The sequence below is a fragment of the Ruegeria sp. AG1 genome, from assembly GCF_056541705.1.
On sequence record NZ_JBQFYU010000011.1, the window covers coordinates 142681 to 165273 of the forward strand.

The 22593-nt window shown below is 59.1% G+C and carries 22 protein-coding genes; 10 read left to right on the forward strand and 12 right to left on the reverse strand.

The features are described from left to right. Positions 1-59: 59 nt before the first annotated feature. Positions 60-965: a LysR family transcriptional regulator gene (locus tag ACR0B5_RS17140; protein ID WP_170473069.1), complete on the reverse strand. Its 906-nt coding sequence runs from the start codon at positions 963-965 to the stop codon at positions 60-62. A 227-nt stretch (positions 966-1192) separates the two neighbouring features. Between ACR0B5_RS17140 and ACR0B5_RS17145 the strand changes: the two genes are divergently transcribed. Continuing rightward, positions 1193-1633 (forward strand): DUF4399 domain-containing protein, encoded by a 441-nt coding sequence (locus ACR0B5_RS17145; RefSeq protein WP_480542087.1) that lies wholly within the window; start codon positions 1193-1195, stop codon positions 1631-1633. 115 nt (positions 1634-1748) lie between these two features. Next, positions 1749-2681 carry a glycosyltransferase family 8 protein gene (locus ACR0B5_RS17150; protein ID WP_480542089.1) on the forward strand — a complete coding sequence of 311 codons (933 nt, stop codon included), beginning with the start codon at positions 1749-1751 and terminating at the stop codon, positions 2679-2681. A 12-nt stretch (positions 2682-2693) separates the two neighbouring features. On the opposite strand, the gene ACR0B5_RS17155 is transcribed toward ACR0B5_RS17150, so the two are convergent. Beyond that, positions 2694-4721 carry a 2,4-dienoyl-CoA reductase FMN-binding domain-containing protein gene (locus ACR0B5_RS17155; RefSeq protein ID WP_480542091.1) on the reverse strand — a complete coding sequence of 676 codons (2028 nt, stop codon included), beginning with the start codon at positions 4719-4721 and terminating at the stop codon, positions 2694-2696. 137 nt (positions 4722-4858) lie between these two features. Between ACR0B5_RS17155 and ACR0B5_RS17160 the strand changes: the two genes are divergently transcribed. The 3 genes from ACR0B5_RS17160 to ACR0B5_RS17170 all read left to right on the forward strand — a co-directional run bounded on the left by ACR0B5_RS17160 (position 4859) and on the right by ACR0B5_RS17170 (position 7620). Next, positions 4859-5344: an RNA pyrophosphohydrolase gene (locus ACR0B5_RS17160; RefSeq protein WP_480542093.1), complete on the forward strand. Its 486-nt coding sequence runs from the start codon at positions 4859-4861 to the stop codon at positions 5342-5344. Between the two features lie 66 nt (positions 5345-5410). Further along, on the forward strand, positions 5411-6784 hold the full coding sequence (locus ACR0B5_RS17165; RefSeq protein WP_480542095.1) for a radical SAM protein: 1374 nt from the start codon (positions 5411-5413) through the stop codon (positions 6782-6784). After that, a complete protein-coding gene (locus ACR0B5_RS17170; protein ID WP_480542097.1) occupies positions 6781-7620 on the forward strand; it encodes a DUF547 domain-containing protein in 840 nt (279 codons plus the stop codon). Before ACR0B5_RS17165 ends, ACR0B5_RS17170 begins: the two co-directional genes overlap by 4 nt. Positions 7621-7655: 35 nt before the next feature. Here ACR0B5_RS17170 and ACR0B5_RS17175 read toward each other — a convergent pair whose 3' ends face one another. Both ACR0B5_RS17175 and nth read right to left on the reverse strand, forming a co-directional pair. Next, positions 7656-8645 (reverse strand): adenosine kinase, encoded by a 990-nt coding sequence (locus ACR0B5_RS17175; protein ID WP_480542099.1) that lies wholly within the window; start codon positions 8643-8645, stop codon positions 7656-7658. Continuing rightward, positions 8642-9286: an endonuclease III gene (gene nth, locus ACR0B5_RS17180; protein ID WP_353008773.1), complete on the reverse strand. Its 645-nt coding sequence runs from the start codon at positions 9284-9286 to the stop codon at positions 8642-8644. Before nth ends, ACR0B5_RS17175 begins: the two co-directional genes overlap by 4 nt. A gap of 118 nt (positions 9287-9404) precedes the next feature. On the opposite strand from nth, the gene ACR0B5_RS17185 reads away from it, so the two are divergent. Together ACR0B5_RS17185 and ACR0B5_RS17190 are read left to right on the forward strand one after the other, a co-directional pair. Further along, entirely contained in the window at positions 9405-10247 is an 843-nt protein-coding gene (locus ACR0B5_RS17185; protein WP_480542101.1) for a methylated-DNA--[protein]-cysteine S-methyltransferase, read from the forward strand. Between the two features lie 174 nt (positions 10248-10421). Beyond that, positions 10422-10859 (forward strand): glyoxalase superfamily protein, encoded by a 438-nt coding sequence (locus tag ACR0B5_RS17190; RefSeq protein WP_480542103.1) that lies wholly within the window; start codon positions 10422-10424, stop codon positions 10857-10859. Positions 10860-10915: 56 nt separating this feature from the next. Here ACR0B5_RS17190 and ACR0B5_RS17195 read toward each other — a convergent pair whose 3' ends face one another. Continuing rightward, positions 10916-12355 carry an aldehyde dehydrogenase family protein gene (locus ACR0B5_RS17195; protein WP_480542105.1) on the reverse strand — a complete coding sequence of 480 codons (1440 nt, stop codon included), beginning with the start codon at positions 12353-12355 and terminating at the stop codon, positions 10916-10918. Between the two features lie 203 nt (positions 12356-12558). On the opposite strand from ACR0B5_RS17195, the gene ACR0B5_RS17200 reads away from it, so the two are divergent. Continuing rightward, positions 12559-13209: a peroxiredoxin gene (locus ACR0B5_RS17200; RefSeq protein ID WP_480542107.1), complete on the forward strand. Its 651-nt coding sequence runs from the start codon at positions 12559-12561 to the stop codon at positions 13207-13209. A gap of 68 nt (positions 13210-13277) precedes the next feature. Here ACR0B5_RS17200 and ACR0B5_RS17205 read toward each other — a convergent pair whose 3' ends face one another. After that, positions 13278-14009, reverse strand: coding sequence for a glycosyltransferase family 25 protein (locus ACR0B5_RS17205; RefSeq protein ID WP_480542109.1), 732 nt, complete (start codon positions 14007-14009; stop codon positions 13278-13280). 224 nt (positions 14010-14233) lie between these two features. Here ACR0B5_RS17205 and ACR0B5_RS17210 point away from each other — a divergent pair, with 224 nt between their 5' ends. Then, the gene (locus ACR0B5_RS17210) at positions 14234-14869 is read left to right on the forward strand and encodes a DUF1326 domain-containing protein (protein WP_170473102.1); all 636 of its coding nucleotides are present in this window, start codon (positions 14234-14236) and stop codon (positions 14867-14869) included. Between the two features lie 3 nt (positions 14870-14872). On the opposite strand, the gene ACR0B5_RS17215 is transcribed toward ACR0B5_RS17210, so the two are convergent. Together ACR0B5_RS17215 and pnp are read right to left on the reverse strand one after the other, a co-directional pair. Continuing rightward, positions 14873-15262 (reverse strand): nuclear transport factor 2 family protein, encoded by a 390-nt coding sequence (locus ACR0B5_RS17215; RefSeq protein WP_480542111.1) that lies wholly within the window; start codon positions 15260-15262, stop codon positions 14873-14875. Between the two features lie 87 nt (positions 15263-15349). Continuing rightward, positions 15350-17497: a polyribonucleotide nucleotidyltransferase gene (pnp, locus tag ACR0B5_RS17220; protein ID WP_480542113.1), complete on the reverse strand. Its 2148-nt coding sequence runs from the start codon at positions 17495-17497 to the stop codon at positions 15350-15352. A 426-nt stretch (positions 17498-17923) separates the two neighbouring features. Here pnp and ACR0B5_RS17225 point away from each other — a divergent pair, with 426 nt between their 5' ends. Further along, the gene (locus ACR0B5_RS17225) at positions 17924-19525 is read left to right on the forward strand and encodes a BCCT family transporter (protein WP_480542115.1); all 1602 of its coding nucleotides are present in this window, start codon (positions 17924-17926) and stop codon (positions 19523-19525) included. 108 nt (positions 19526-19633) lie between these two features. Here the strand turns inward: ACR0B5_RS17225 and rpsO are convergent, their stop codons facing one another. From rpsO to truB, 4 genes are all read right to left on the reverse strand, one after another. Next, the gene (gene rpsO / locus ACR0B5_RS17230; RefSeq protein WP_480542117.1) at positions 19634-19903 is read right to left on the reverse strand and encodes a 30S ribosomal protein S15; all 270 of its coding nucleotides are present in this window, start codon (positions 19901-19903) and stop codon (positions 19634-19636) included. 143 nt (positions 19904-20046) lie between these two features. Continuing rightward, on the reverse strand, positions 20047-21039 hold the full coding sequence (locus ACR0B5_RS17235; protein WP_480542119.1) for a calcium-binding protein: 993 nt from the start codon (positions 21037-21039) through the stop codon (positions 20047-20049). A gap of 97 nt (positions 21040-21136) precedes the next feature. Next, positions 21137-21640 carry a DUF1643 domain-containing protein gene (locus ACR0B5_RS17240; protein ID WP_480542121.1) on the reverse strand — a complete coding sequence of 168 codons (504 nt, stop codon included), beginning with the start codon at positions 21638-21640 and terminating at the stop codon, positions 21137-21139. Between the two features lie 21 nt (positions 21641-21661). Then, a complete protein-coding gene (truB, locus tag ACR0B5_RS17245) occupies positions 21662-22567 on the reverse strand; it encodes a tRNA pseudouridine(55) synthase TruB (protein ID WP_480542123.1) in 906 nt (301 codons plus the stop codon). Positions 22568-22593 lie beyond the last annotated feature (26 nt).

A 22593-nucleotide genomic window follows, 5' to 3' on the forward strand; every position in this document is an offset into this window, starting at 1 on the left:
TCTTCAAAAAAAAAGACCCGCACGCAGAACGCACGGGCCGATCCAGTTCACCGGGAGAATTACCAGTCCATCGCGCCTTTTTCGGAATACGCATCAACGAGGAAGTCTATGAAGGCCCGTACCTTGGGCTGAGTGAAGCGGCCTGGAGGATAGACCGCGTAGATGCCTTGCACCTCATCCGGCAGGGATGGCATTGCATCCACAACCTCACCGGATTTCAGCGCATCAGCGTAAAGATAGCTGGGCAGATAGGCGATCCCGAGGCCCGAGACCGCCGCGTTTAACAGCGATTGGCCATCATTCACGCTGAGCCAACCGGCCGTGCGCACCTGACGTTTCTCGCCCGACGGGGCAGTTAGGCGCCAGACATTGCCCGAGGATTGGCTGGAATAGTGCAGCAGCTTGTGTTCGTTCAGATCGTCGATCTTCTGCGGACGTCCGTATTTCTCGATATAGCTGGGGGCCGCGACCATGCGTTTGACGGTCTCGGTCAGCTTTCGGGCGCGCAAAGTGCTGTCTTCCAGCTCTCCGATGCGAACGGCGACGTCAAAGCCCTCGGAAATCAGTTCCACGTAGCGGTTATTGAGCACCATGTTCACGGTAATGTCGGGATAGGTGGCCAGAAAATCTGACAGCACGGGCGACAGGTGATTGACCCCGAAATCCGTCGCCACGCTGATCCGCAGCAGGCCAGAAGGGGCCGATTGCATCGCGGTGACCAGCGAATCCGCCTCACCCGCGTCGTTCAACACCCGACGGGCGCGGTCATAGTAGGCCAACCCAATCTCGGTCGGAGAAACGCGGCGTGTGGTCCGGTTGAGCAGTCGTGCCCCCAGCCGCGACTCGAGGCTGGACACGTGCTTGGAAACGGCTGATTTGGAGATACCCATCTTCTTGGCCGCATCGGTGAAGCCACCTTGGTCCACCACGTTGGCAAAGGCTTCCATTTCCGTCAGTCGATCCATTCTCGTTCCCCAGGTCTTGCTACTTGCAACGACTTTGCCCCTCAATCTGGGCGGAATCGGGGCGGACATGGGATAATATCAGGGTTTTGAATCGGATCGTTTGCGTATCAGAAACGCGGAAACAGTTGTTTCCCGCGATGGTGATCGCCCTGCAAACGGGCGTTTTCTGGAAAATATTCAAGATGTGCTAGGTTTAGAATGGCATTTTTGTGACGAGGGAGGAGATCATGAAAGCCATTTTTACAGCCATTTCAGTTGCTCTGTTTGCCACAGCTGTCGGGGCGCAGGAACAAACGCCATCCGCGCCGGGGGCGCAGGTCTATTTCGCGAACCTTGCGGATGGCGACACAGTGCAATCACCGGTCACGGTGGTCTTTGGCCTCAGCGGCATGGGCGTTGCGCCTGCCGGGACCGAAGCGGACAATACCGGCCACCACCACCTGCTGATCAACCGCCCGCCGCTGGGTCAGGGCGAAGACGGCGCGGATGAGTTGCTTTACGGGTTGCCCGCAGACGACAACCACATGCATTTCGGCGGTGGCCAGACCGAGGTCACTCTGGATCTGCCCGCAGGTCAGCACACGCTACAACTGGTTCTGGGCGATGCTGGACACGTGCCGCACAACCCGTCCATTGTATCCGAAGTGATTACGATTTCGGTCGAATAAGGGGGCGCCGGGTAACGCCGCAAAGCAAGAGTTTTGAGGGCCGCTAAGGGTTTGAAGTGCCTGCTATTCGCTGCTATTCCTTCTCATCACATTGACGTGATCAAGGGGGGGCGCGATGCAGGTGGTCTATGGCGTGAACAGGTCTTTTCTGTTCCCGGCTCTGCTTTCCGCATATTCCGCTGTCAAAAACGCCAGCAAGCCTTTGGATGTGACAATCTTCGGGCAGGATTTCACAGACGAAGACATTGCGATTGTTGAGCAGGTCAATCAATCCCTCACGGGAGGGACGATTTCTTACCAGAAATTCGATCTGGAAAATCTGCCAGGCTTTTCCGAGTATAAGACGAAGTTCCCTGCGATCACGATGCTGCCTTTGTTTCTGCCCCAGCTTTGCGAAAAGCGCTGCGTTTTTGTGGATGCGGACACTCTGGTTGTTTCGGATGTTTGGGAATTGCTGGATATGGACCTTGAAGGGCAGCCCTTTGCCGCTTGTGTGGATATGGGGTTGGTGACGCTTGGCGGAGGGGATTTTCTGCGCCCCTCCCTGCAGCAGATTTTCAGACCGGGACGCGAGCATAAAAAGTCACTCAGCCGTGTGAGCAAGAGCATTAGGTTGGGGTTCATACCGGGCGAAGGGTATTTCAATGCCGGTATCATGGTGATGGACTGTTCGGCCATTCATGGCGATCGTGAATTACGTGAAATTAGCGATTTCGAGAAGCTGGTTCCGCACATTCCCTACCTGCCCGAACAGGACAGAATGAACCAATTGTTTCACGGTCGCTGGTTTCGCTTGCCTATTCAGTGGAACACGCGGCCTCAGATCTGGTTTGACGCGCACAGTCCGAAATACCGGAAAATGTCTAAGACGTTCCGCAAACATCTGAGTGATGCAAACAGAACTCCGAAAATCTGGCACTATGTCGGTGGCAAAAAACCTTGGCGCGCGACGCGAATGGCGCGCCTGCTGTTCCATCGCGCCTACCGCGACTACGAAACCTACATGGCCCGATTCGAGAAAGAGACAGGCCTGACCTATACCATGTAGACCTCAGAGCCCCTACATTGCGGCGGCCAGACGGGTGCCCTGATTGATCGCCCGTTTCGCATCCAATTCCGCCGCAACATCTGCGCCACCAATCACATGCGGCGTGATCCCGCGTTCGATCAGGGCGTCTGCAAGGCTGCGCTCGGACAGTTGACCGGAACACAGAACGATGGTGTCCGCAGCAATCAGCGTCGGGTCAGCGCGTTCTTCGCCAAAGCTGATATGCAGGCCGTCATCGTCGATATGCTCGTAGTTCACGCCGCCGACGAAGTTGACGTTTTTCATCTTGAGCGTCGCGCGGTGAATCCAACCGGTGGTCTTGCCCAAGCCTTTACCATGCGCCTGTTTCTTGCGCTGCAGCAGAGTCACCTGACGTGCTGGGGCTGCAGGCTGAGGGCCTTCCGGTGCCAGACCCGAGCGGTGCTGCTCCGGGTCGGTCACGCCCCATTCCTTCATCCAGGCAGGCAGGTCGGTGGTGATGCTGTGGCCGTCTTCCAGCAGGAACTCGGATACGTCAAAGCCGATACCACCAGCGCCGATCACGGCGACGGACTTGCCGACCTCTGCTTTCTCGCGCAGCACGTCGATATAGCTGATGACGTTGTCACGGTCCTGACCGGGGATTTCCGGATCACGTGGGATAACGCCGGTGGCAATGACGACTTCGTCAAAGCCGGTCAGGTCGTCGGCGCTGACCTCACGGTTCAGTTCCACCTTAACGTCCAGATCGTCCATCATGGTGCGGTACCAATCGACCAGCCCCCAGAATTCCTCTTTCCCCGGCACCTGTTTCGCCATGTTCAACTGTCCGCCGATCTCCGAGGCGCGATCGAACAGCGTGACGTCATGGCCGCGCTGGGCGGCGGTCATGGCGGTAGACAGGCCGGCCGGCCCAGCGCCCACAATGGCAACGGTCTTGCGCGTCTCGGCCTTGCCAATGACCAGTTCGGTCTCATGGCAGGCACGTGGGTTGACCAGGCAAGAAGTTAGCTTTCCGCCGAACGTATGGTCCAGGCAGGCCTGGTTACAGGCGATACACGGCGCGATCTGCGCGGACTGACCGGCAATCGCCTTGTTGACGAAATCCGCGTCCGCCAGCATCGGACGCGCCAGCGAGACCATGTCGGCACAGCCGGTCGACAGAACCTCTTCTGCAACCTCGGGCGTGTTGATCCGGTTCGAGGTGATCACCGGGATACCAACCTTACCCATCAGCTTTTTGGTCACCCAGGCAAAGGCCGCACGCGGAACGCTGGTTGCGATGGTGGGAATCCGCGCTTCGTGCCAGCCGATGCCGGTGTTGATGATCGTCGCGCCGGCTTGTTCGATCCGCTGTGCAAGTTCGACCACCTCTTCATGGGTCGAGCCATTCGGGACCAGATCGATCATCGACAGGCGATAGATGATGATGAAATCAGTACCCACAGCCTCACGCGTGCGCCGCACGACTTCTATCGGCAGGCGCATCCGGTTTTCATAGGAGCCGCCCCAGCGATCCTCACGTTTATTGGTGTGGGTCACGAGGAATTGGTTCAGGAAATACCCCTCAGAGCCCATGATCTCGACCCCGTCATAGCCCGCCTTTTGGGCGAGGACCGCCGCGTTCACAATGTCGCTGATCTGCTTCTCGATCCCGTCTTCGTCCAGCTCACTGGGCGGGAACGGAGAAATCGGGGATTTCACCGGGCTGGGCGCCACGCATTTGGGGCCATAGGCATAGCGTCCCGCATGCAGAATTTGCATCGCGATTTTGCCACCCGCCTCATGCACGCGGTCGGTCACGACCGAGTGGTTCGCCACGTCCTTATCGGTGGTCATCATCGCCGCGCCCGGAAGGACCGAGCCTTCGAGGTTCGGGCCAATCCCGCCCGTCACCATCAGCGCCACGCCCCCGCGGGCACGATCCGCATAGAACTCGGCCACGCGGTTCCAGTCGCCGGTCTCTTCCAACCCGGTATGCATCGAGCCCATCAGCACGCGGTTCTTCAACGTGGTAAAGCCCAAGTCCAGCGGGGCCAGCATGTTTGGGTACGCAGTCATGGCGAACTCTCCCTTCCGAAGTTGAGGAATAGAATGACGTTCACGTAAACATTGTCACGCGAAACCTAACGTCATCCCCTTTGCGCCTGCCGCGCGGCTTGATAGAGAGGTCGCAAAGCATGTCCAAGAGGCCCCTCATGACCCCGGAAGAGATCGCCAAACTGCCCTATCGCCCCTGTGTGGGGCTGATGCTGATGAATGCCGAGGGCAAGATCTTTGTCGGCCAACGCAATGACCGCCACAAGGACGCCTGGCAGATGCCTCAGGGCGGGGTGGACAAGGGCGAGGACCCCCAAGATGCGGCTTTGCGCGAGCTGTGGGAAGAAACCGGCGTGACAGCTAATCTGGTCGAGGTCGTGGCCGAGACTGACGGCTGGCTGCCCTATGATCTGCCCCACGAAATCGTCCCAAAAATCTGGAAAGGCCGTTATCGCGGGCAAGAGCAGAAATGGTTTCTGCTGCGCTTCACCGGCCATGACGACCAGATCAATATTGCAACGGATCATCCCGAATTCACCAGTTGGAAATGGCAGGCCCCGGACCAATTGGTTGAAGAAATCGTGCCGTTCAAGCGCGCGGTCTATGAGCAGGTGATCGCGGGTTTTGCGGATCATCTGAGCTGATCACCAGCCTGCACGTTGCCGTGAGGGGGCGTGGTTCGGGTCAAGGCGTGCCTCTAGCTTGGGTGCATGAAAGACACCCTGCCAGACCCCATCACAATCAAACCCGCCGGACGGCGATTTCAGGGCTTGGACCGGCGTGCGCCTCTGCGTGAGGGATTGCGCGGGTGCGGAGAGTTCGGCCCCTCTCAGACGGCAGGACGGTTCTACCCGATGGCCTGTGTCGCGCTTGAGGTGACGCAGCGCTGCAATCTGGACTGCACGCTCTGCTACCTCTCGGACCGGGCCGAGATGACCTATGATCCTCCGCTTTCGGTCCTGTTTGCGCGGATTGCCACGATCCGCAGCCACTATGGCCGGGGTATTTCCGTTCAATTGACCGGCGGCGACCCGACCCTGCGTAAGGTTGACGATCTTGAGGCGCTCTGTCGTGAGATCAGGCGGCTGGGCATGCGCTCCTGCCTGATGACCAACGGTATCCGCGCCAGCCGGGCGATGCTGACGCGATTGGCCGCGGCGGGGCTGGATGACGTGGCCTTTCACGTGGACATGACGCAAGAGCGCAACGGGTTCACCTCCGAGGTGGAACTCAACCGCGTGCGCAAAACCTATATCGACCGGGCGCGTGGCTTGGGGCTGCGTATTCTCTTCAACACAACCGTTTTTGGAGGCAACTTTGCTGAACTCCCTGTTTTGGCCCGGTTCCTGCGAGACCAGCCCGAGGTCGGTTTTGTCTCGTTCCAGATGCAGGCCGATACCGGGCGCGGTGTGTTGCGGGCACGACCCGATGCAATCACGCAAGACAGCGTCATCCGCGCGGTCGAGCAGGGCTATGGCACGTCTTTACATTTTGACTCGGCAGCCGTCGGGCATTCCAGTTGTAACCGGTACAGCAGCGTAGTTTCGGCGGGGGGCAAGGCTGTGTCGTTGCTGTCGAACCAGCGCCTGGTGCAGCGGGTGATTGCGGCGCTTGAGGAGGTGGATACAGGGCGGGACGCCCATATCCGCATCCGCCCCAGCGTGGGACGCCTGATCCGCCGCCATCCGCTGCTGGCCCTTTGGGCGCTCAGCCATCTGGCCGGGTGCCTTCTGCGGCTGGGGACCGGCGTATTGCGCGGACCGGTACGGCGGCAGGCCGTGTTCATCCACAATTTCATGGCTGCGGATGCGTTAGAGAAAGACCGCTGCGCCTCTTGCGTGTTCATGGTTGCGACGGCCAACGGGCCGCTCTCCATGTGCGTCCACAACGCGCAGCGGGATCAGCATCTGGCCGCGCCGGATCGGGTGGACAGTCCGATGGGCACCTATTGGTGGAACTCGGCGACGCGCGGCCTGTCGGCTCGCCCGGACTTGCCCGCTCTAATAGACCCTGAGGTGGCTCCGCTGAAACGCCTCAAAGGGCAGTTGCGCGCTGCTCGTCAAAGCCGAAAGGACGCTTCATGAGACAGGTTCTGATCCTGATGCTGCTGCCGCTTCTGACCGCCTGTGCCAGTGTGGAGAGGCTGGCCTTGCCCGCCGCGACGCCCTTGCCCGACACGGCCCTGACCCGCGCCGCGCCCCCTCCGGGTGAGAAGGTAGATCATGGCGATTGGACCCGTTTTCTGACCCGCTATGTGGCCCACGATGCGCGCGGCGTGAACCGGGTGGCCTATGGGCAGGTGAGCGCGGCTTACAGCGCGCTTCTGGATGATTATCTAACCGAGCTGCAGGCCGTTGATCCGGCCGATCTGACCCGCGATCAACAATTGGCCTATTGGATCAACCTCTACAACGCGCTGACGGTGGATGTGGTGCTTGAGGCCTACCCGGTCGCCTCGATCCGCGACATCAAGGATGGGCCGTTGTCGATCGGCCCATGGGGTCGCCCTTTGGCTGTGGTCTCTGGCCAGATCTTGACCCTGAACGACATCGAACACCGCATCATCCGACCGACTTTCGATGAGCCGCGCATTCACTACGCGCTGAATTGTGCAGCGGTCGGGTGCCCGAACCTGATGGCCCGCGCCTGGGAGGCCAAGACATTGGAACGCGACCTCGCCGCAGCCGAGCACGCCTATGTCAACGACCCGCGTGGGGTGCGGTTCGATGATCAGGGGCGGCTGATCCTGTCGAAGATTTACATCTGGTTCCGCGAGGATTTCGGGCCAAATGAGCAGGCCGTGATTGCCTATCTCGAAACAGCAGCCGACCCGGAGTTGCAACAGCGCCTCAATCAAGCCCAACGTGTGAATGCCTATGAGTATGATTGGGCGTTGAACGACGCAGCCGCCGGATCCTGAAGGCCGGCGCGTGGGCGTCGACCCGGATCAATGTCTTACAGCAGGCCTTCTTCCCGCAGCAATTCTTGCAAGTTGGCTTCGGGGCGCGGGCCGATATGGCTGATCACTTCGCGCGCGCAGACATTACCGATCTTGGCGCAGGTCTCATAGTCGCGGCCGGTGGCCATGCCGAACAGGAACCCGGCGGCGAACTGATCGCCTGCTCCGGTCGCATCCACGGGCACTACTTTTTCAACCGCAACGTCGTGACGGGTGTCGCCGTTCAGAACCGTCACGCCGTCGCCCGAACGGGTGCAGACGACCAGAGGGCAGATTGCGGCGGTTTTGGCCAGTGCGTCCTCAAGATCCTCGGTTTCGAACAGCGATTTGATCTCAGCCTCGTTGCCGATCACGAAGTCCAGTTCGTTCTCGATCAGCAGCAGGAAATCGACCCGGTGACGCTCGACGCAGAAAGGATCGGAAATGGCGATACCGGCCTTGCCGCCGCCTCTGTGACAGGCGCGCGCGGCCTCAAGAAACGCGGCTTTACCCTTTTCCTTGTCGAACAGATACCCCTCGAGGAACATGATCTGGCTGTTTCCGGCAACCTCGTCCGAGACGTCCTGAGACGACAGTTCCGAGGAAATCCCCAGATAGGTGTTCATCGACCGCTCACCATCGGGCGAGACGAAGATCATCGAGCGTGAGGTCGGCAGCTCGCCGCCCGGCACAGGTGGGTTCACGAAATCCACGCCGTCTTCGTTCATCGCATCGGCATAGAATCTACCCAACGCGTCATCATGCACACGGCCAATAAAGGCAGCATCCAGACCCAGCGCACCCGCGCCCGCAATGGTGTTCGCGACCGAGCCGCCCGGTGTCTGCACCCGACCCTCCATCGAGGCATAGAGCACTTCGCCACGCTCTTGCTCGATCAGTTGCATGATGCCTTTTTCAATCCCCATCAGTTCCAGGAAACTGTCATCGGCCTGGGAAATGACATCCACAACGGCATTTCCGATGCCGGTCAGTTGGTAGGTTTTCATAGGGTCTTGTCCTCGAATTGACAGAGATCACGGATGATACAGGTCGGGCATTGCGGCTTGCGCGCCTTGCAGTGATAGCGCCCGTGCAGGATCAGCCAGTGATGTGCATGGAGTTGAAAGTCGGCTGGAATATTGTCCTCGATGGCGCGTTCGACGGCGTCTACGTCCTTGCCGGGGCAAATACCAGTGCGGTTGCCGACACGGAAGATATGCGTGTCCACCGCTTGCGCCGGTTGCCTCCACCACATGTTCAGAACCACATTGGCCGTCTTGCGACCCACACCGGGCAGGGATTGCAGCGCCGCGCGGGAATTGGGAACCTCGCCATCGTAGTCCTCGACCAATATACGGCTGAGCTTGATGACGTTCTTCGCCTTCTGGCGGAACAGGCCGATGGTTTTGATATGCTCGATCAGGCCCTCTTCGCCCAGATCCAGCATCTTTTGCGGAGTGTCCGCGATCTTGAACAGCTCGCGCGTGGCTTTGTTGACGCCCGCATCGGTCGCTTGCGCCGAAAGCGCCACTGCAACGACCAGAGTGTAGACGTTCACATGCTCCAGCTCGCCCTTGGGTTCCGGGTCGGCCTCTTGAAAGCGCGTAAAGATCTCGCGGATCGTGTGGTAATCGAGTTGCTTTGCCATCCGAGCCTTAATGCCGCCCAAGGGCCAATGACACAAGCCCAAAGCCAATGCGCAAGTTCCGGGTCGCAGGGGCGTGACCGGCGCGCTATGGTTTGGATCAACAGATGAGGTGAAAGCCATGAACGTCCAGACCCCCGAAAGTGGATACCACTACAACGTCATGCGCCGCGCGATCGAGTTGATTGATCAGGGCGGCGAAACCCTCAGCCTTGAAGAACTGGCCGGTCAGATGGGCATGAGCCCCGCCCATTTCCAGCGTCTGTTCTCGCGCTGGACCGGGGTGTCGCCGAAGCGGTACCAGCAATATCTGACGCTGGGCCATGCCAAGGCGCTGCTGCGGGAACGGTTCACCACGTTGGAGACCGCCCATAATGTCGGCCTGTCAGGCAGCGGCCGCCTGCATGATTTGTTCCTGAAATGGGAATCCATGAGCCCCGGTGAGTACGCCCGCAAAGGCGCGGGGCTGACGGTCTACTGGGGATGGTTCGATTGCCCCTTTGGTCCGGCACTGGTCATGGGGACCGACAAGGGTATCTGCGGCATTGCGTTCGGCGCCGAAATCGGCGAGGCCGCCGCGATGGAGGATATGACCGCGCGCTGGCCCAAGGCCAATTTCGTCGAGGATACCGAAAAGCTGCGTCCTTGGGTCGAAGCCTCCTTTGGTGCGGACCGGTCTGAGACACCATTGCATCTGATCGGCTCACCCCTGCAGATCAAGGTGTGGGAGGCGCTAATGCATATCCCCTCAGGTCAGGTCACAACCTATTCGGAAATCGCGCAGCGGGTGGGGTCGCCTCAGGCGGTGCGCGCGGTGGGGACAGCGGTTGGGCGCAATCCGGTTAGCTGGCTGATCCCCTGTCACCGGGCCTTGCGAAAGTCGGGCGGTCTTGGCGGATACCATTGGGGTCTGCCGGTGAAGCGCGCAATGCTAGCTTATGAGGCCGCGCAGGCGGATGCCTGATTGACTCGGCAACCAACTAGTGCAAAAGGGCGTGCAAGGTTTGGGTCCCCTGCCGTTCGCGGCCTTTGGCTTTGGTGAAACCCTGTATATGAACATCTGTTGCCACTTTAACGGCGCGCGGATGGCAATGCGAACCCCGTCCTGATTTCGCGCCCGTTTAAGGAAACGAGGCACATGATGACGGTACAAAAGACGATCCCACCTGTGGACGAGTTGAAAGCGCAGGCCAAGCGCTTGCGTGAAGACCTGCGTGCCAAAGATGTGACCCTGTCACATAGCGAGGCGCTGGAAATACTGGCCCATCAATATGGCGTTCGGGATTGGAATACACTGCACGCCAAAGCTGGCAACCGCTTGCACTTGCGTGTCGGAGATCGGGTCGAAGGGCGATATCTAGGGCAGCCGTTCTCAGCCGAAATACGCGGCATGACACTGTTGGGTGATGGATCTAACCGCAGGGTTACGCTGCATTTTGAAACGCCCGTCGATGTGGTGCAGTTCGAGAGCTTTTCCTCGTACCGCCAACGTGTAACCGGGGTGATCGGCTGGGATGGGCGCTCAGCGCAAAGGACGTCGGACGGGCAACCTCAACTGGAGGTACGTCCAGCCTAAAAAAAGGGTGGGGCTCTGCCCGAGCCTCACCAAACTTTCTGGATCAGGCCATATGGCTATTCTGCTGCCCAGCCGCCGACGGCTTTGATCTCAAGAAAATCCTCAAGGCCGAAGACGCCGCCTTCGCGGCCGTTGCCGGATTGCTTCATCCCGCCGAACGGAGATCCCGCGCTGCGCGACTGACCGTTCATCTCAACCATCCCGGACCGCAACACCCGCGCCATGCGGTTGGCGCGCGCGCCGTCCTGTGTCTGGACATAGTTGGTCAGGCCGTAGGGCGTGTCATTGGCGATCTCGACGGCTTCTTCCTCGGTGTCGAAGGGGATCATGGTCAGGACCGGGCCGAAGATCTCCTGCCGCGCAATGGTCATCTGGTTGTTGGCATCGGCAAACACCGTCGGGCGCACATAGTAGCCCTTGTTCAGCCCCTCGGGCCGCCCTGTGCCACCCGCGACCAGCCGCGCGCCTTCATCGATACCGGCTTGGATCAGGCCCTGAATCTTGTTCCACTGAAGCTCATTCACAACGGGGCCGATATGGCGGCCTTCTTCTGTGGCCGGGCCGACCGTGACAGCGTTGGCCACTTCGGCTGCTGTCTCTACGGCCTTGTCATAAATCGGGCGCTGCACCAGCATCCGGCTTGGAGCGTTACAGCTTTGGCCGGTGTTGTTCATCATGTGCAGAACGCCGCGTTTCACGGCTTTCTCATCCGCATCCTCAAAGATCACGTTGGCGCCTTTGCCGCCCAGCTCCAGATGCACCTTCTTCAGTGTATCGGCAGCGCTTTTTGAGATCGCGGTACCCGCGCGGGTCGAGCCGGTGAAGCTGATCATGTCCACATCCGGATGTGCGGAGAGTTGCGAACCGACACCCACGCCATCGCCGTTCACCAGATTGAATACTCCGGGTGGGAAACCTGCCTCGTCCATCAGTTCGGCAAAGATCATCGCATTCAGGGGGCTCTGCTCGGACGGTTTCAGAACCATCGTACAGCCCGCAATCGCCGCCGCGCCGACTTTGAGGGTGATCTGGTTCATCGGCCAGTTCCACGGAGTGATCAGACCGGCGACGCCGACGGCTTCATAGATGATGTGATCATTGGGGGCGTGATCGCCCAAAGGACGCTCGAATTCAAACGCCTTGGCGGCGCGGATGAAGTTTTTCAGGTGATAGATCCCGGCACCGGATTGAGCCGTGCGCGACATGTCGAGCGGCGCGCCCATCTCAAGCGACATGGCCTGCGCCAGATCCTCGGACCGGGTCATGTAGAGGTCGGCCAGCTTTTCAACTAGGGCGATACGCTCTTGGACCGGCGTGGCCATCCAGCCGGGCAAGGCCGCTTTGGCCGCGGCAACGGCGGCGTCAGTGTCGGCCTGAGCGCCGAGGGAGATCACCGCGCAGGGTTCCTCGGTCGAGGGGTTGATTACTTCGAAATCATTCGCCTCAGATGGATCAACCCATTGACCGTTAATGTAGAAATCGCGTTTTTCGATCATGGCGTATCCTCCGGGCCGTGATGTCAAAGACTGGTTTTGTCGCGCAGTCTGTCATTCGCTCTGAGGCGCGGCAAGGGGTTAATTTGATCAAATTTGTTTGGCGAGGCCCCGGAAAAAGACTTTTGCGGAAGGTTTAACTCTGGCGCAAAGTGGTTAGGTTCACTGCATTCGACTCGGTCAGTAACCAAAGAAGGAGTTGCACCATGGGTTTGCGTATCAACGACACGGTCCCGAATTTCACCGCAGAGACGGATCAGGGCACCATTCAGTTTCACGATTGGATTGGTGACAGCTGGGCGATCCTGTTCTCGCATCCTAAGGACTTCACCCCGGTCTGCACCACCGAGTTTTCGGCTGTTGCTCAGCTGAACGACGAATGGGCGGCGCGCAATACCAAGGTGATCGGTGTTTCGGTCGACGGGGTCGAAGACCACAAGAAGTGGAAGAAAGACATCGAAGCCTATGGCAAGGCCAACCCCGGCTTCCCGATTATTGCAGATGACGGGTTGGCGGTTTCGAAAGCCTTCGACATGCTGCCCGCTGAGGCCTACCTGCCAGACGGCCGCACCCCTGCGGATAGCGCCACCGTACGTTCGGTGTTCATCATCGGACCCGACAAACAGTTGAAGCTGTCGATGACCTATCCGATGACCGTGGGCCGGAACTTTGCCGAGATCCTGCGGGCACTGGACGGGCTGCAGATGTCGTCCAAGGGTGTTGCGACACCTGCGAACTGGGTGCCGGGTGAGGATGTGATCATCCCGCCGACCGTTTCGAACGAAGATGCCAAGACGAAGTTTGGTGAGTTCGAGACGATCTTCCCTTATCTGCGCAAGACCAAGGCTCCGTCCTGATTTAGGTCGGGTCAGGGGGGCTGTCTGCCCCCCATCGCGCCTTGAGCGCAATTCCCCCGAAGATATTTTCAGCCAGGTGAAGCAGGCGGGCGCTGCGGGTGCAGGTGGAGCTGTGCTCGGTAAGCGGCGCGTTTGACTTCGCGGGTCAGTTTGTCTGAGAAGGGTGGTTTTGTCTGGATGGTCGAGCCGCCGATTTCGCGGGCCACTTCGCGGTTGCCGCTACCCAGAAGGGCATGGATTGGCTGACCGGTGATCCAGTGCATTTGCAGGAATGTATCCACAGGGCGGTCGATTTGATCGGTTGCCTTCAAGAGCCGTTTGGCGGCGTTGCGCCCGACCATTTGGCAGACGCATTGCAGGCCGATCACTTTGGGCAGAATCAGGCTTAGGCCATCTTGCTCGGCCAGTGTGTGGGCCGCGACTTCGCGTTGTTTGACGGGGATGCGGATATAGTGGTCCGGGGTAGCGATGGCGTGCAGCATTTTGATTGCTTCGGCCATTTTGTCAGGATCGACGCTCAGGTCATCCTCGGTGATGATAGCCAGGTCGATCTCTTCATCTACCAGTTTTTGCCAGAGACGCCTGTGGCTCTGGAACACTCCTATTTCCGCGGGGCGCAGGTCGAACGGGTAGTTTGGTTTGTGCAGGTTGCCGGGATGCAGACGGACATCTGCGATCTGGTCCGGGTCGCGCCCATTGGTAGCCTCGAAGAGTTCGGCATTCGGCAGGTCGTTGCACAGCTGGTCTGCATTGGCGCGGCGGGCCGTGCTGGAAGACATATGGATGATGAAAGATCGCATTATGCGTGAATAGAACACGGGCGCGTGTGGGGAAAGAGCAACGCGAGAGAAATGGGCGCTCATTTTTGTAAGCTGAACTAGTGCGCGGATCAGCGAGCAATCCGGGCGCGAGCGGTTTTGGCGACCGGTTCTTGAAAGGACAGAAATATGCTAGGGTGCGATAGGCAGGCGAACCGGGCATCCGCACCATCGGGCGATCACACTGTGAAACACAGGAGAAGACGATGGCTTTTACAGATTGGTATGTTGAAGGTGATGCATTTGGGAACTGTAATTGCGGTTACGCGTGCCCTTGTCAGTTCGAGGAACTTCCAACACAGGGCAATTGCCGTGGGTTCGAAGTGCTTGAAGTCTCGAAAGGCCATTTTGGAGATACCGACTTAGCGGGTGCCAAGGCCGCTTTGATCTATGCCTGGCCGGGTCCGATCTTTGAGGGCGGCGGCGAGATGCAGGTGATCATCGATCCAAGCGCCTCAGATGCTCAGAGGGCCGCACTAGAAAAGGTCTTCCACGGGGAAGAGACCGAAGAGATGGCGACCCATTGGTTCGTCTTCCGTGCGATGTGCAAAACCGTGCATGAGACTCTGTTTCTGCCTATAGATTTCGAGATGGATATGGAGGAGCGTACGGCCAAGGTGTCTATCGGTGATGTGCTGAATTCGACTGGCCGTCCTATTGAAGCGCCGCATGGTGGTGGCCCACATCGCGTGCGGATCGACATTCCCGGCGGGATTGAATTCACTTTGGCCGAGATCGGCAGTGCCTCGACCAAGGCCGACGCGGCGATCAAGCTGGACCTGAACGACAGTTACGGGCAGTGGCATCTTATGAAGCACGGGCCGTCGGGGGTGGCGCACTAAGGATCAGGCTTCTCCAAAATCCACAAGAACCGGTGCGGTGTCGTAGATGATCCGCACCGATTGGAATCGGGTTTGATCCTCGGTCAGTTCAAACAGGTCTACGCATTCAATCGTTTCAGGGTGCCCGTTTCGGATGGTGCGGGTGTAGTTGAAATGCACCGCCATCTGCGGCGCGCCGGATGTGTCGGCAAAGGTGTTCTTGTGAAGTGTGGACCGGTCGCTCGTGATCTTCATCACGTTGGTATAGAAGTCCCGCGCCGGTTGCTTGCCCGATATCGGAGAGGTTGCCGTCGCGTCCTCGGCAAACAGGTTCAGCATCGTGGGCAGGTCGCCGCTTTCGATGGCTTGTAGGTAAAGCCGCGCCAGTTCATCCATCTGGTCCTTGTTAGACATCGCCAACCCTCCTGCTGGGCGGCACTGTAGCACAAAAAAGGCCCCGGTGGTTTCACCGGGGCCTTCATCATTTGAAAGAGGAACAGATTACTCTGCGTCTTCTTTCTTTTCTTTCTTCTCGGGAACGATCTCTTCGCCGGTTTCCTGATCGACCACTTTCATCGACAGGCGGACCTTGCCGCGATCGTCAAAGCCCAGCAGTTTGACCTTTACTTCCTGACCTTCCTTCAGAACGTCCGAAGGATGGTTCAGGCGGCGGTTTTCGATCTGGGACACGTGGACCAGACCGTCGCGCTTGCCAAAGAAGTTCACGAAGGCACCGAAATCGACGATCTTGACCACTTTACCGGTGTAGATCTGACCTTCTTCCGGCTCGGCCACGATCGAATAGATCATGTCATAGGCCTTCTGGATCGATTCACCGTCCGGCGAGGCGATCTTGATGACGCCGTCGTCGTTGATGTCAACCTTGGCACCCGAAACCTCAACGATTTCGCGGATGACCTTACCGCCCGAACCGATCACTTCACGGATCTTGTCGGTCGGGATGTTCATGGTTTCGATGCGCGGGGCGTGGACCGAGAATTCGTTGGTCTCGGACAGAGCTTTGCCCATCTCGCTCAGGATGTGCATCCGACCGTCTTTGGCCTGTGCCAGAGCGGTCTCCATGATCTGCGGCGTGATGCCTGCGACCTTGATGTCCATCTGCAGCGAGGTGATGCCGTTCTCGGTCCCTGCCACTTTGAAGTCCATGTCGCCCAGGTGGTCTTCGTCACCCAGAATGTCGGTCAGAACTGCGTATTCGCCGTCATCTTCCAGGATCAGACCCATGGCAACACCGGCAACCGGCGCTTTCAGCGGGACACCCGCGTCCATCATGGACAGCGAACCGCCGCAGACGGAAGCCATCGAGGAGGAACCGTTCGATTCCGTGATCTCCGACACCACGCGAACGGTGTAGGGGAAGTCGGTCGGCGCAGGCAGAACCGCCTGAAGTGCACGCCATGCCAGCTTGCCGTGGCCGATCTCACGACGACCAGGCGAACCAACGCGGCCCACTTCACCCACCGAATACGGAGGGAAGTTGTAGTGCAGCAGGAAGTTCGATTTGAAGTTGCCATGCAGCGCGTCGATGAACTGCTCATCGTCACCGGTGCCCAGCGTGGTCACGGCCAGAGCCTGCGTTTCACCACGGGTGAACAGCGCAGAACCGTGCGTACGCGGCAGCAGCGAGGTTTCGGCTTCGATAGCACGGACATCGGTGGTCGAGCGACCGTCGATACGCTTGCCGCCCTTGACAACGTCACCGCGAAGGATACCAGCTTCCAGCTTTTTCATCGCGGAACCCAGGTTCGCGTCTTCCAGCTGTTCCTCGGTCAGCGCTTCCTTGATCGCTTCACGGGCTGCGGCAACAGCGGCGGTGCGCTCTTGCTTGTCGGTGATTGCGAAGGCGGCGCGCATCTGCTCTTCACCGGCGGCCGAAACAGCGGCGTACAGCTCCGAGTAATCGGGGGCGACGAACTCAAACGGCTCTTTTGCGGTTTCTTCGGCCAGATCGATGATCAGGTCCAGAACCGGCTGGATTTGCTCGTGCGCGAAGTTAACGGCGCCCAGCATCTCAGCTTCGGACAGTTCGTAGGCTTCCGATTCAACCATCATCACGGCGTTCTTGGTACCGGCAACAACCAGATCCAGACGCTGTTCGGGGTTCAGGCGCAGGTCCTGCATGTCGTCCACGGTCGGGTTCAGGACGTATTCGCCATCCACGAAACCAACGCGGGCACCGGCGATCGGGCCCATGAAAGGCGCGCCGGAAATGGTCAGAGCAGCCGAAGCAGCGATCATTGCAACGATGTCGGGGTCGTTGACCAGATCATGGCTCAGCACGGTGCACATCACCAGAACTTCGTTTTTGAAGCCATCAACGAACAGCGGGCGGATCGGACGGTCGATCAGACGCGCGGTCAGCGTCTCTTTCTCGGTCGGGCGCGCCTCGCGCTTGAAGAAGCCACCCGGAACTTTGCCGGCGGCATAGTATTTCTCTTGATAGTGGACGGTCAGCGGGAAAAAATCCTGACCGGGCTTTTGGCTCTTGGCAAAGGTCACGTTGGCCATGACGCTGGTTTCGCCCAGCGTAGCGATCACGGTGCCGTCCGCCTGACGGGCAACCTTGCCGGTTTCCAGTGTAAGCGTCTCTTCGCCCCACTGCATAGATTTCTTAGTTACATCAAACATATGCGTATCCTAGAACGGAGCACTCCCGCCCCTGCGGGTCTCCGGTTTGCATGGCGGCCCCATTGCCGCCGACCCCACTTTATCTTCCATTCGAGTGCCGGGGTCAGGGCACAACGTCTCAGATACCCGCGCGCATACATGAGAATGCTTTGAAAGGAAAGGGGAACCGCTGCGATTGGCAGAAACGTGCAGACTGGTATTTGAGCACCCTGCGCAGCGCCATTTTTGAGGCTGTGAGACGTCAGTTCCCAAGGGGCGTAAGATTCAAAAAAATGAATGAGTTTTGAAAAAACTGTATGCAGTGTAGACTGTTAACACTGAACCCACGGTCGAAGAGACGGGAATACGCCAAGGGGGTAACATACTCATAACCGTCAGCCGGCCGACTACCTTGGCGTTTGCAGCTTGCGAGCAAAGGGGCAAAGTATGGCTCAAACCAAGAAAATGCTGGATCCGGATCCGCGGATCTACGATTTCGAAACCGAGTATGAACTAGGTCAGGACAATGTCCGGCCATTCGGTTTGGATATCCACAACCCGGTCTTCCTGATCTCGAGTATTTTGATCTTTGCGTTCGTTTTGATCGCATTGGCCAACCAAGAGGCTGCTGCCACCTTTTTTGGCTGGCTCAGACCATGGCTCACCAGCACGTTTGACTGGTTCCTGGTCCTGTCAGTTAACGCCATCACCCTGTTCTGTCTGGTTCTGATCGTTCTACCTGTCGGCAAAGTCAGGATCGGCGGCAAGGACGCTAAGCCTGACTATTCCTATGCCGGATGGATCGCGATGATGTTCGCCGCCGGTATTGGTATCGGTCTGCTGTTTTTCGGCGTGATGGAGCCGGTTTACTACAACTTTGCCGAAGGTGGGAACGCCCGGCCCCTGGGTATCGACATCGCAGTGCCCGGCAATGAGTATATTGGTATCGTTGGCACGATCCACCATTGGGGTCTTGAAGGCTGGGCGGTATATGCCGCCGTTGGTCTAAGCCTTGCGATCTTTGCCTACAACCTTGACCTGCCTCTGACTTTGCGCTCGGCTTTCTATCCGCTTCTGGGTGAGCGTGTCTGGGGTTGGTGGGGTCACCTGATCGACACGCTGGCGGTGTTTGCCACGCTGTTCGGTCTGACTACCTCGCTGGGTCTTGGGGCGCAGCAAGTTGCCGCCGGGTTGAACGAGGTCTTCGGCATCGAACCCAGTCCAACCGTCACCGTCCTGCTGATCATCGGCATCACGCTGATCGCGCTGGGCTCAGTCCTACTGGGTATGGATGCGGGCGTGAAACGGCTGAGTGAGATCAACATGATTATGGCTGTTGGTCTGTTCCTTTTCGTCATCATTGTCACCGGAGTGGGTACAGCCATTTCGCGGTATTTCAACGTGATGGTGGATTACGTGACCCATCTGCCGGCACTATCCAATCCATTCGGGCGAGAAGACACCAGTTACTTCCATGGCTGGACGACCTTCTACTGGGCCTGGTGGATCGCGTGGTCGCCCTTTGTGGGCATGTTCATCGCTCGCATTTCCAAGGGCCGCACTGTGCGTGAGTTCATCCTCTGTGCGCTATTGGCCCCCACGGCAGTCTGCGCCCTATGGATGTCGACCTTCGGCGGCGCGGCGATCGACATGCTGAACGCAGGCGGAGCCGAAGGCGTGCGCGCAACCGTGATCGACAGCTATGCCCCTGAAGGCGCCCTGTTCGGTTTCCTAAAGGAACTGCCGCTCTATGGCATCATCGCGCCGATCGCCTTGATTTTGATTGTTGTGTTCTTTGTGACCTCATCGGATTCAGGTTCGTTGGTGATTGATACCATTACCGCCGGAGGCAAGATGGATGCACCGGTGATCCAACGGGTGTTCTGGTGCACGCTCGAGGGTCTGGTGGCAATCGCCCTGCTCTTGGGCGGCGGTCTTGCGGCTTTGCAAGGCGCGGCAGTGTCGACAGGCATCCCGTTCACACTGGTGGTTCTGATGATGTGCTATTGCCTGTGGCTGGCATTGAAATCGGAAAAAGCCAAGATGTAGCAGCCTATCTTGTATGCAGGGCCTTCTAGCCCTGGCTACATGGCAACGCCAAAAAAAACGCCCGCTGTTTCGGCGGGCGTTTTGATATCAGCTTGATCAGCTCTGATCTTAGCGGCGGATGCCCAGCTTTTTGATCAGGTCCTGATAGCGTGCTTCTTCCTTACCCTTCAGGTAGTCCAGCAGCTTACGGCGCTGGGCGACCATTTTCAGCAGACCGCGACGACCGTGGTTGTCTTTCTTGTGGGTCTTGAAGTGCTCGGTCAGGGTGGTGATGCGCGAGGTCAGGATGGCAACCTGGACTTCAGGCGAACCGGTGTCGCCCGCTTTGGTGCCGAATTCTTTCATGACGCGGGCTTTTTCAGCGGCAGTAATCGACATCGGGGTCTCCTTCAAAGGTTAGAGTTAATGGCGCAGGCCGGGATGTCGTCCAGCACAGGCCCATGGAGAAAACCGCACCGATTCCGATGCGGATGGGCGCGTATAGGCGCTTTTGGCGTGAATGGCAAAGGGATTCTGACGGCTCAGCCAGCAGGCAGGTATTCCGCCAATTCGGCCTCGGTCAGTAACTGGATATCGTCCACCGTCAACCCGTCGGCCCCGAACAGATGCGCGACCTCGTGGCCGTTGAGGCTGACGCGGGTCAGGTTCTCATTCTCGGGGTCCTGCTCGATTTCGATCTCGGGTGGGTCCTGATCTTCCCAGGTGATCAGCAGGCGGTCCTCACCGGGTTGAAAGCCCATCACGGTGACTTCGGAATTCTCCGTGTCGGCGATGATGTCATCCGCGCCTGCGCCTCCGGTCGCGATATCGCCGTCTTTGGCCAGTATCGTGTCCTCTCCGGCGCCGCCGTTCAGATAATCGGTCTCGCCGTCATCCTCATCGCCCAGCAACAGGTCGTCGCCCTCGCCGCCGAACAACACATCCTCGCCCGCGCCGCCGGTCAGAGTGTCATCGCCATAGCCGCCGTGCACGGCATCATTGCCTTCGCCGCCGTTCAGATCATCGTCGCCCTGACCGCCATACAGTACGTCACTGCCTTCTCCGCCCTGCAAATGATCGTCGCCGAAATGACCGTAGAGCCTGTCATCGCCCTCATCCCCGAACAAGGCGTCATCGTCTGCCTCGCCATGCAGTAGGTCATCGCCCTGACCGCCGGACAGGGTGTCCTCACCTTCGGCTCCGTGCATCACGTCGTCGCCATCGCCGCCCATGATGTGGTCATCACCGCCATAGCCGTTGATCTGGTCCGTGCCGTTTTGCCCGGTTATGACATCGGCGTTTTCGCTACCGGCGATCACCAGATCGCCTTCATGTTCCGAGATCACCGTACCGCCGGTGTCCTGCGCCGGCTCGACGCTCTCGCCCACATCAAGGAACTCACCTTCGCTGATCTCGGTCTGGTTTTCGTCCTCCGCGCCTTCGTCTTGCTCATCTTCTTCTTCGATGAACACATCGCCAATGGCGTATGCCGCGCCGCCGACGGCGGCCAATCCGATCAACCCGGCCAGAAACATATCGAACCCTCCGAAAGAAATGAGACGCCTTCACGGCACTGTCCCATCCGAACGGTTCATCGGTCAAAGCATAGCTGGCCGAGTGGTTAACCCTTTGTCACCAAGGTTCAGGCTGTTGAGTATAGGCGATGTAAAGCGGATGTTTGGGGTGCCCGGCTTTGGACAGGCCCAGATGAAACAGAGGCTGCCCGGTGCCGCGCAGCAGCGCCTCAACCGCTGGGCCGCGGTCCAGATGCGTCCCGTGGGTGCCCCAGGCGGCGATGACCTGATCGGCCCATTGGGCGCCCTCCAGAATGGCCGTGTCGTTTGCCGGGCCGACCGGATCAGCGGCGGCGCGCATCTTGCGCGGATCGGTATCGCGCCAGGCAAAGATGTTAGTGACCTGAAACGCCCCGAACCCTAGCGCCCGCGCGCGGCGTTCGCAGCGCTCGACCGTCGGGTCGTTCTGCACCTCGGTCGCGGTTGACGGGTTCAGCATCACAAACAGCGCCTTGCGCCCCGCCGGATCCCAAACACGGGTCAGGCTATAGCGGTACTTCTCGCAATCCGAGTAGACGGCGGTCGAGGGCGCATCGCCCTTGATATGCGTTCGGGTAATCATGCCCTTCGCCTAGCACGGAGTTCAGGTGACGAACACCCGGCTTGGGTGCAGCTCGCCGGATTTGTAGATGCCCACCGCCACGGCCTTACCGTCGAGCGAGGCCCATGCCTCATCGCCGTATTCCACGTCCGAGGCCAGTACCATGCCCGGATTGCCGTTGCGCAGGCGGGTGGCACCTTCGGGGGTGCATTCCAGCTCGGGCAGGTCCGACAGGCCGGTTTCCAGCGGATGCAGGTAGTCGTCCAGCGCCTCGGTCTTGGCCATCTCGTCGATCTGTTCGATGGACAGGCCATCTTGGGCCTCGAACGGACCGGACCAAATGCGGCGGAGTTCCTTGACGTGGCCGTGGCAGCCCAAAGCCTCCCCCAGATCACGCGCGATTGAGCGGACATAGCCGCCTTTGCCGCAGGTCATCTCCAGCACCACATGGTCTTCATCTGGGCGGTCAACGAGGATCAGCTCCTCGACCCAGAGGGGGCGGGCGGACAGCTCGACCTCTTCGCCATCGCGGGCCAGCTTATAGGCGCGTTGCCCGTCGATCTTCACGGCCGAGAACTTGGGTGGGACCTGCATGATATCCCCCAGAAACGGAGCGAGTGCCTGTTTGATATCGTCATCCGAAGGGCGCGCATCGCTTTGCGCAATCACTTCGCCCTCGGCATCGTCCGTGTTGGTGGCTTGACCCAGACGCACAGTGAAAGTGTAGGCTTTCAGCGCATCGGTGATATAGGGAACGGTTTTGGTCGCCTCACCCAAAGCCACGGCCAGAACGCCGGTTGCCTCAGGGTCCAGAGTACCCGCATGACCCGCTTTCTTGGCATCCATCGCCCAACGCACCTTGTTGACCACCGACGTAGAGGTCATGCCCGCAGGCTTGTCCACCACCAGCCAACCGGAAATGTCGCGGCCCTTGCGTTTGCGTCCCATCTTGCACCTTGCCTTTTGCTAAGGCG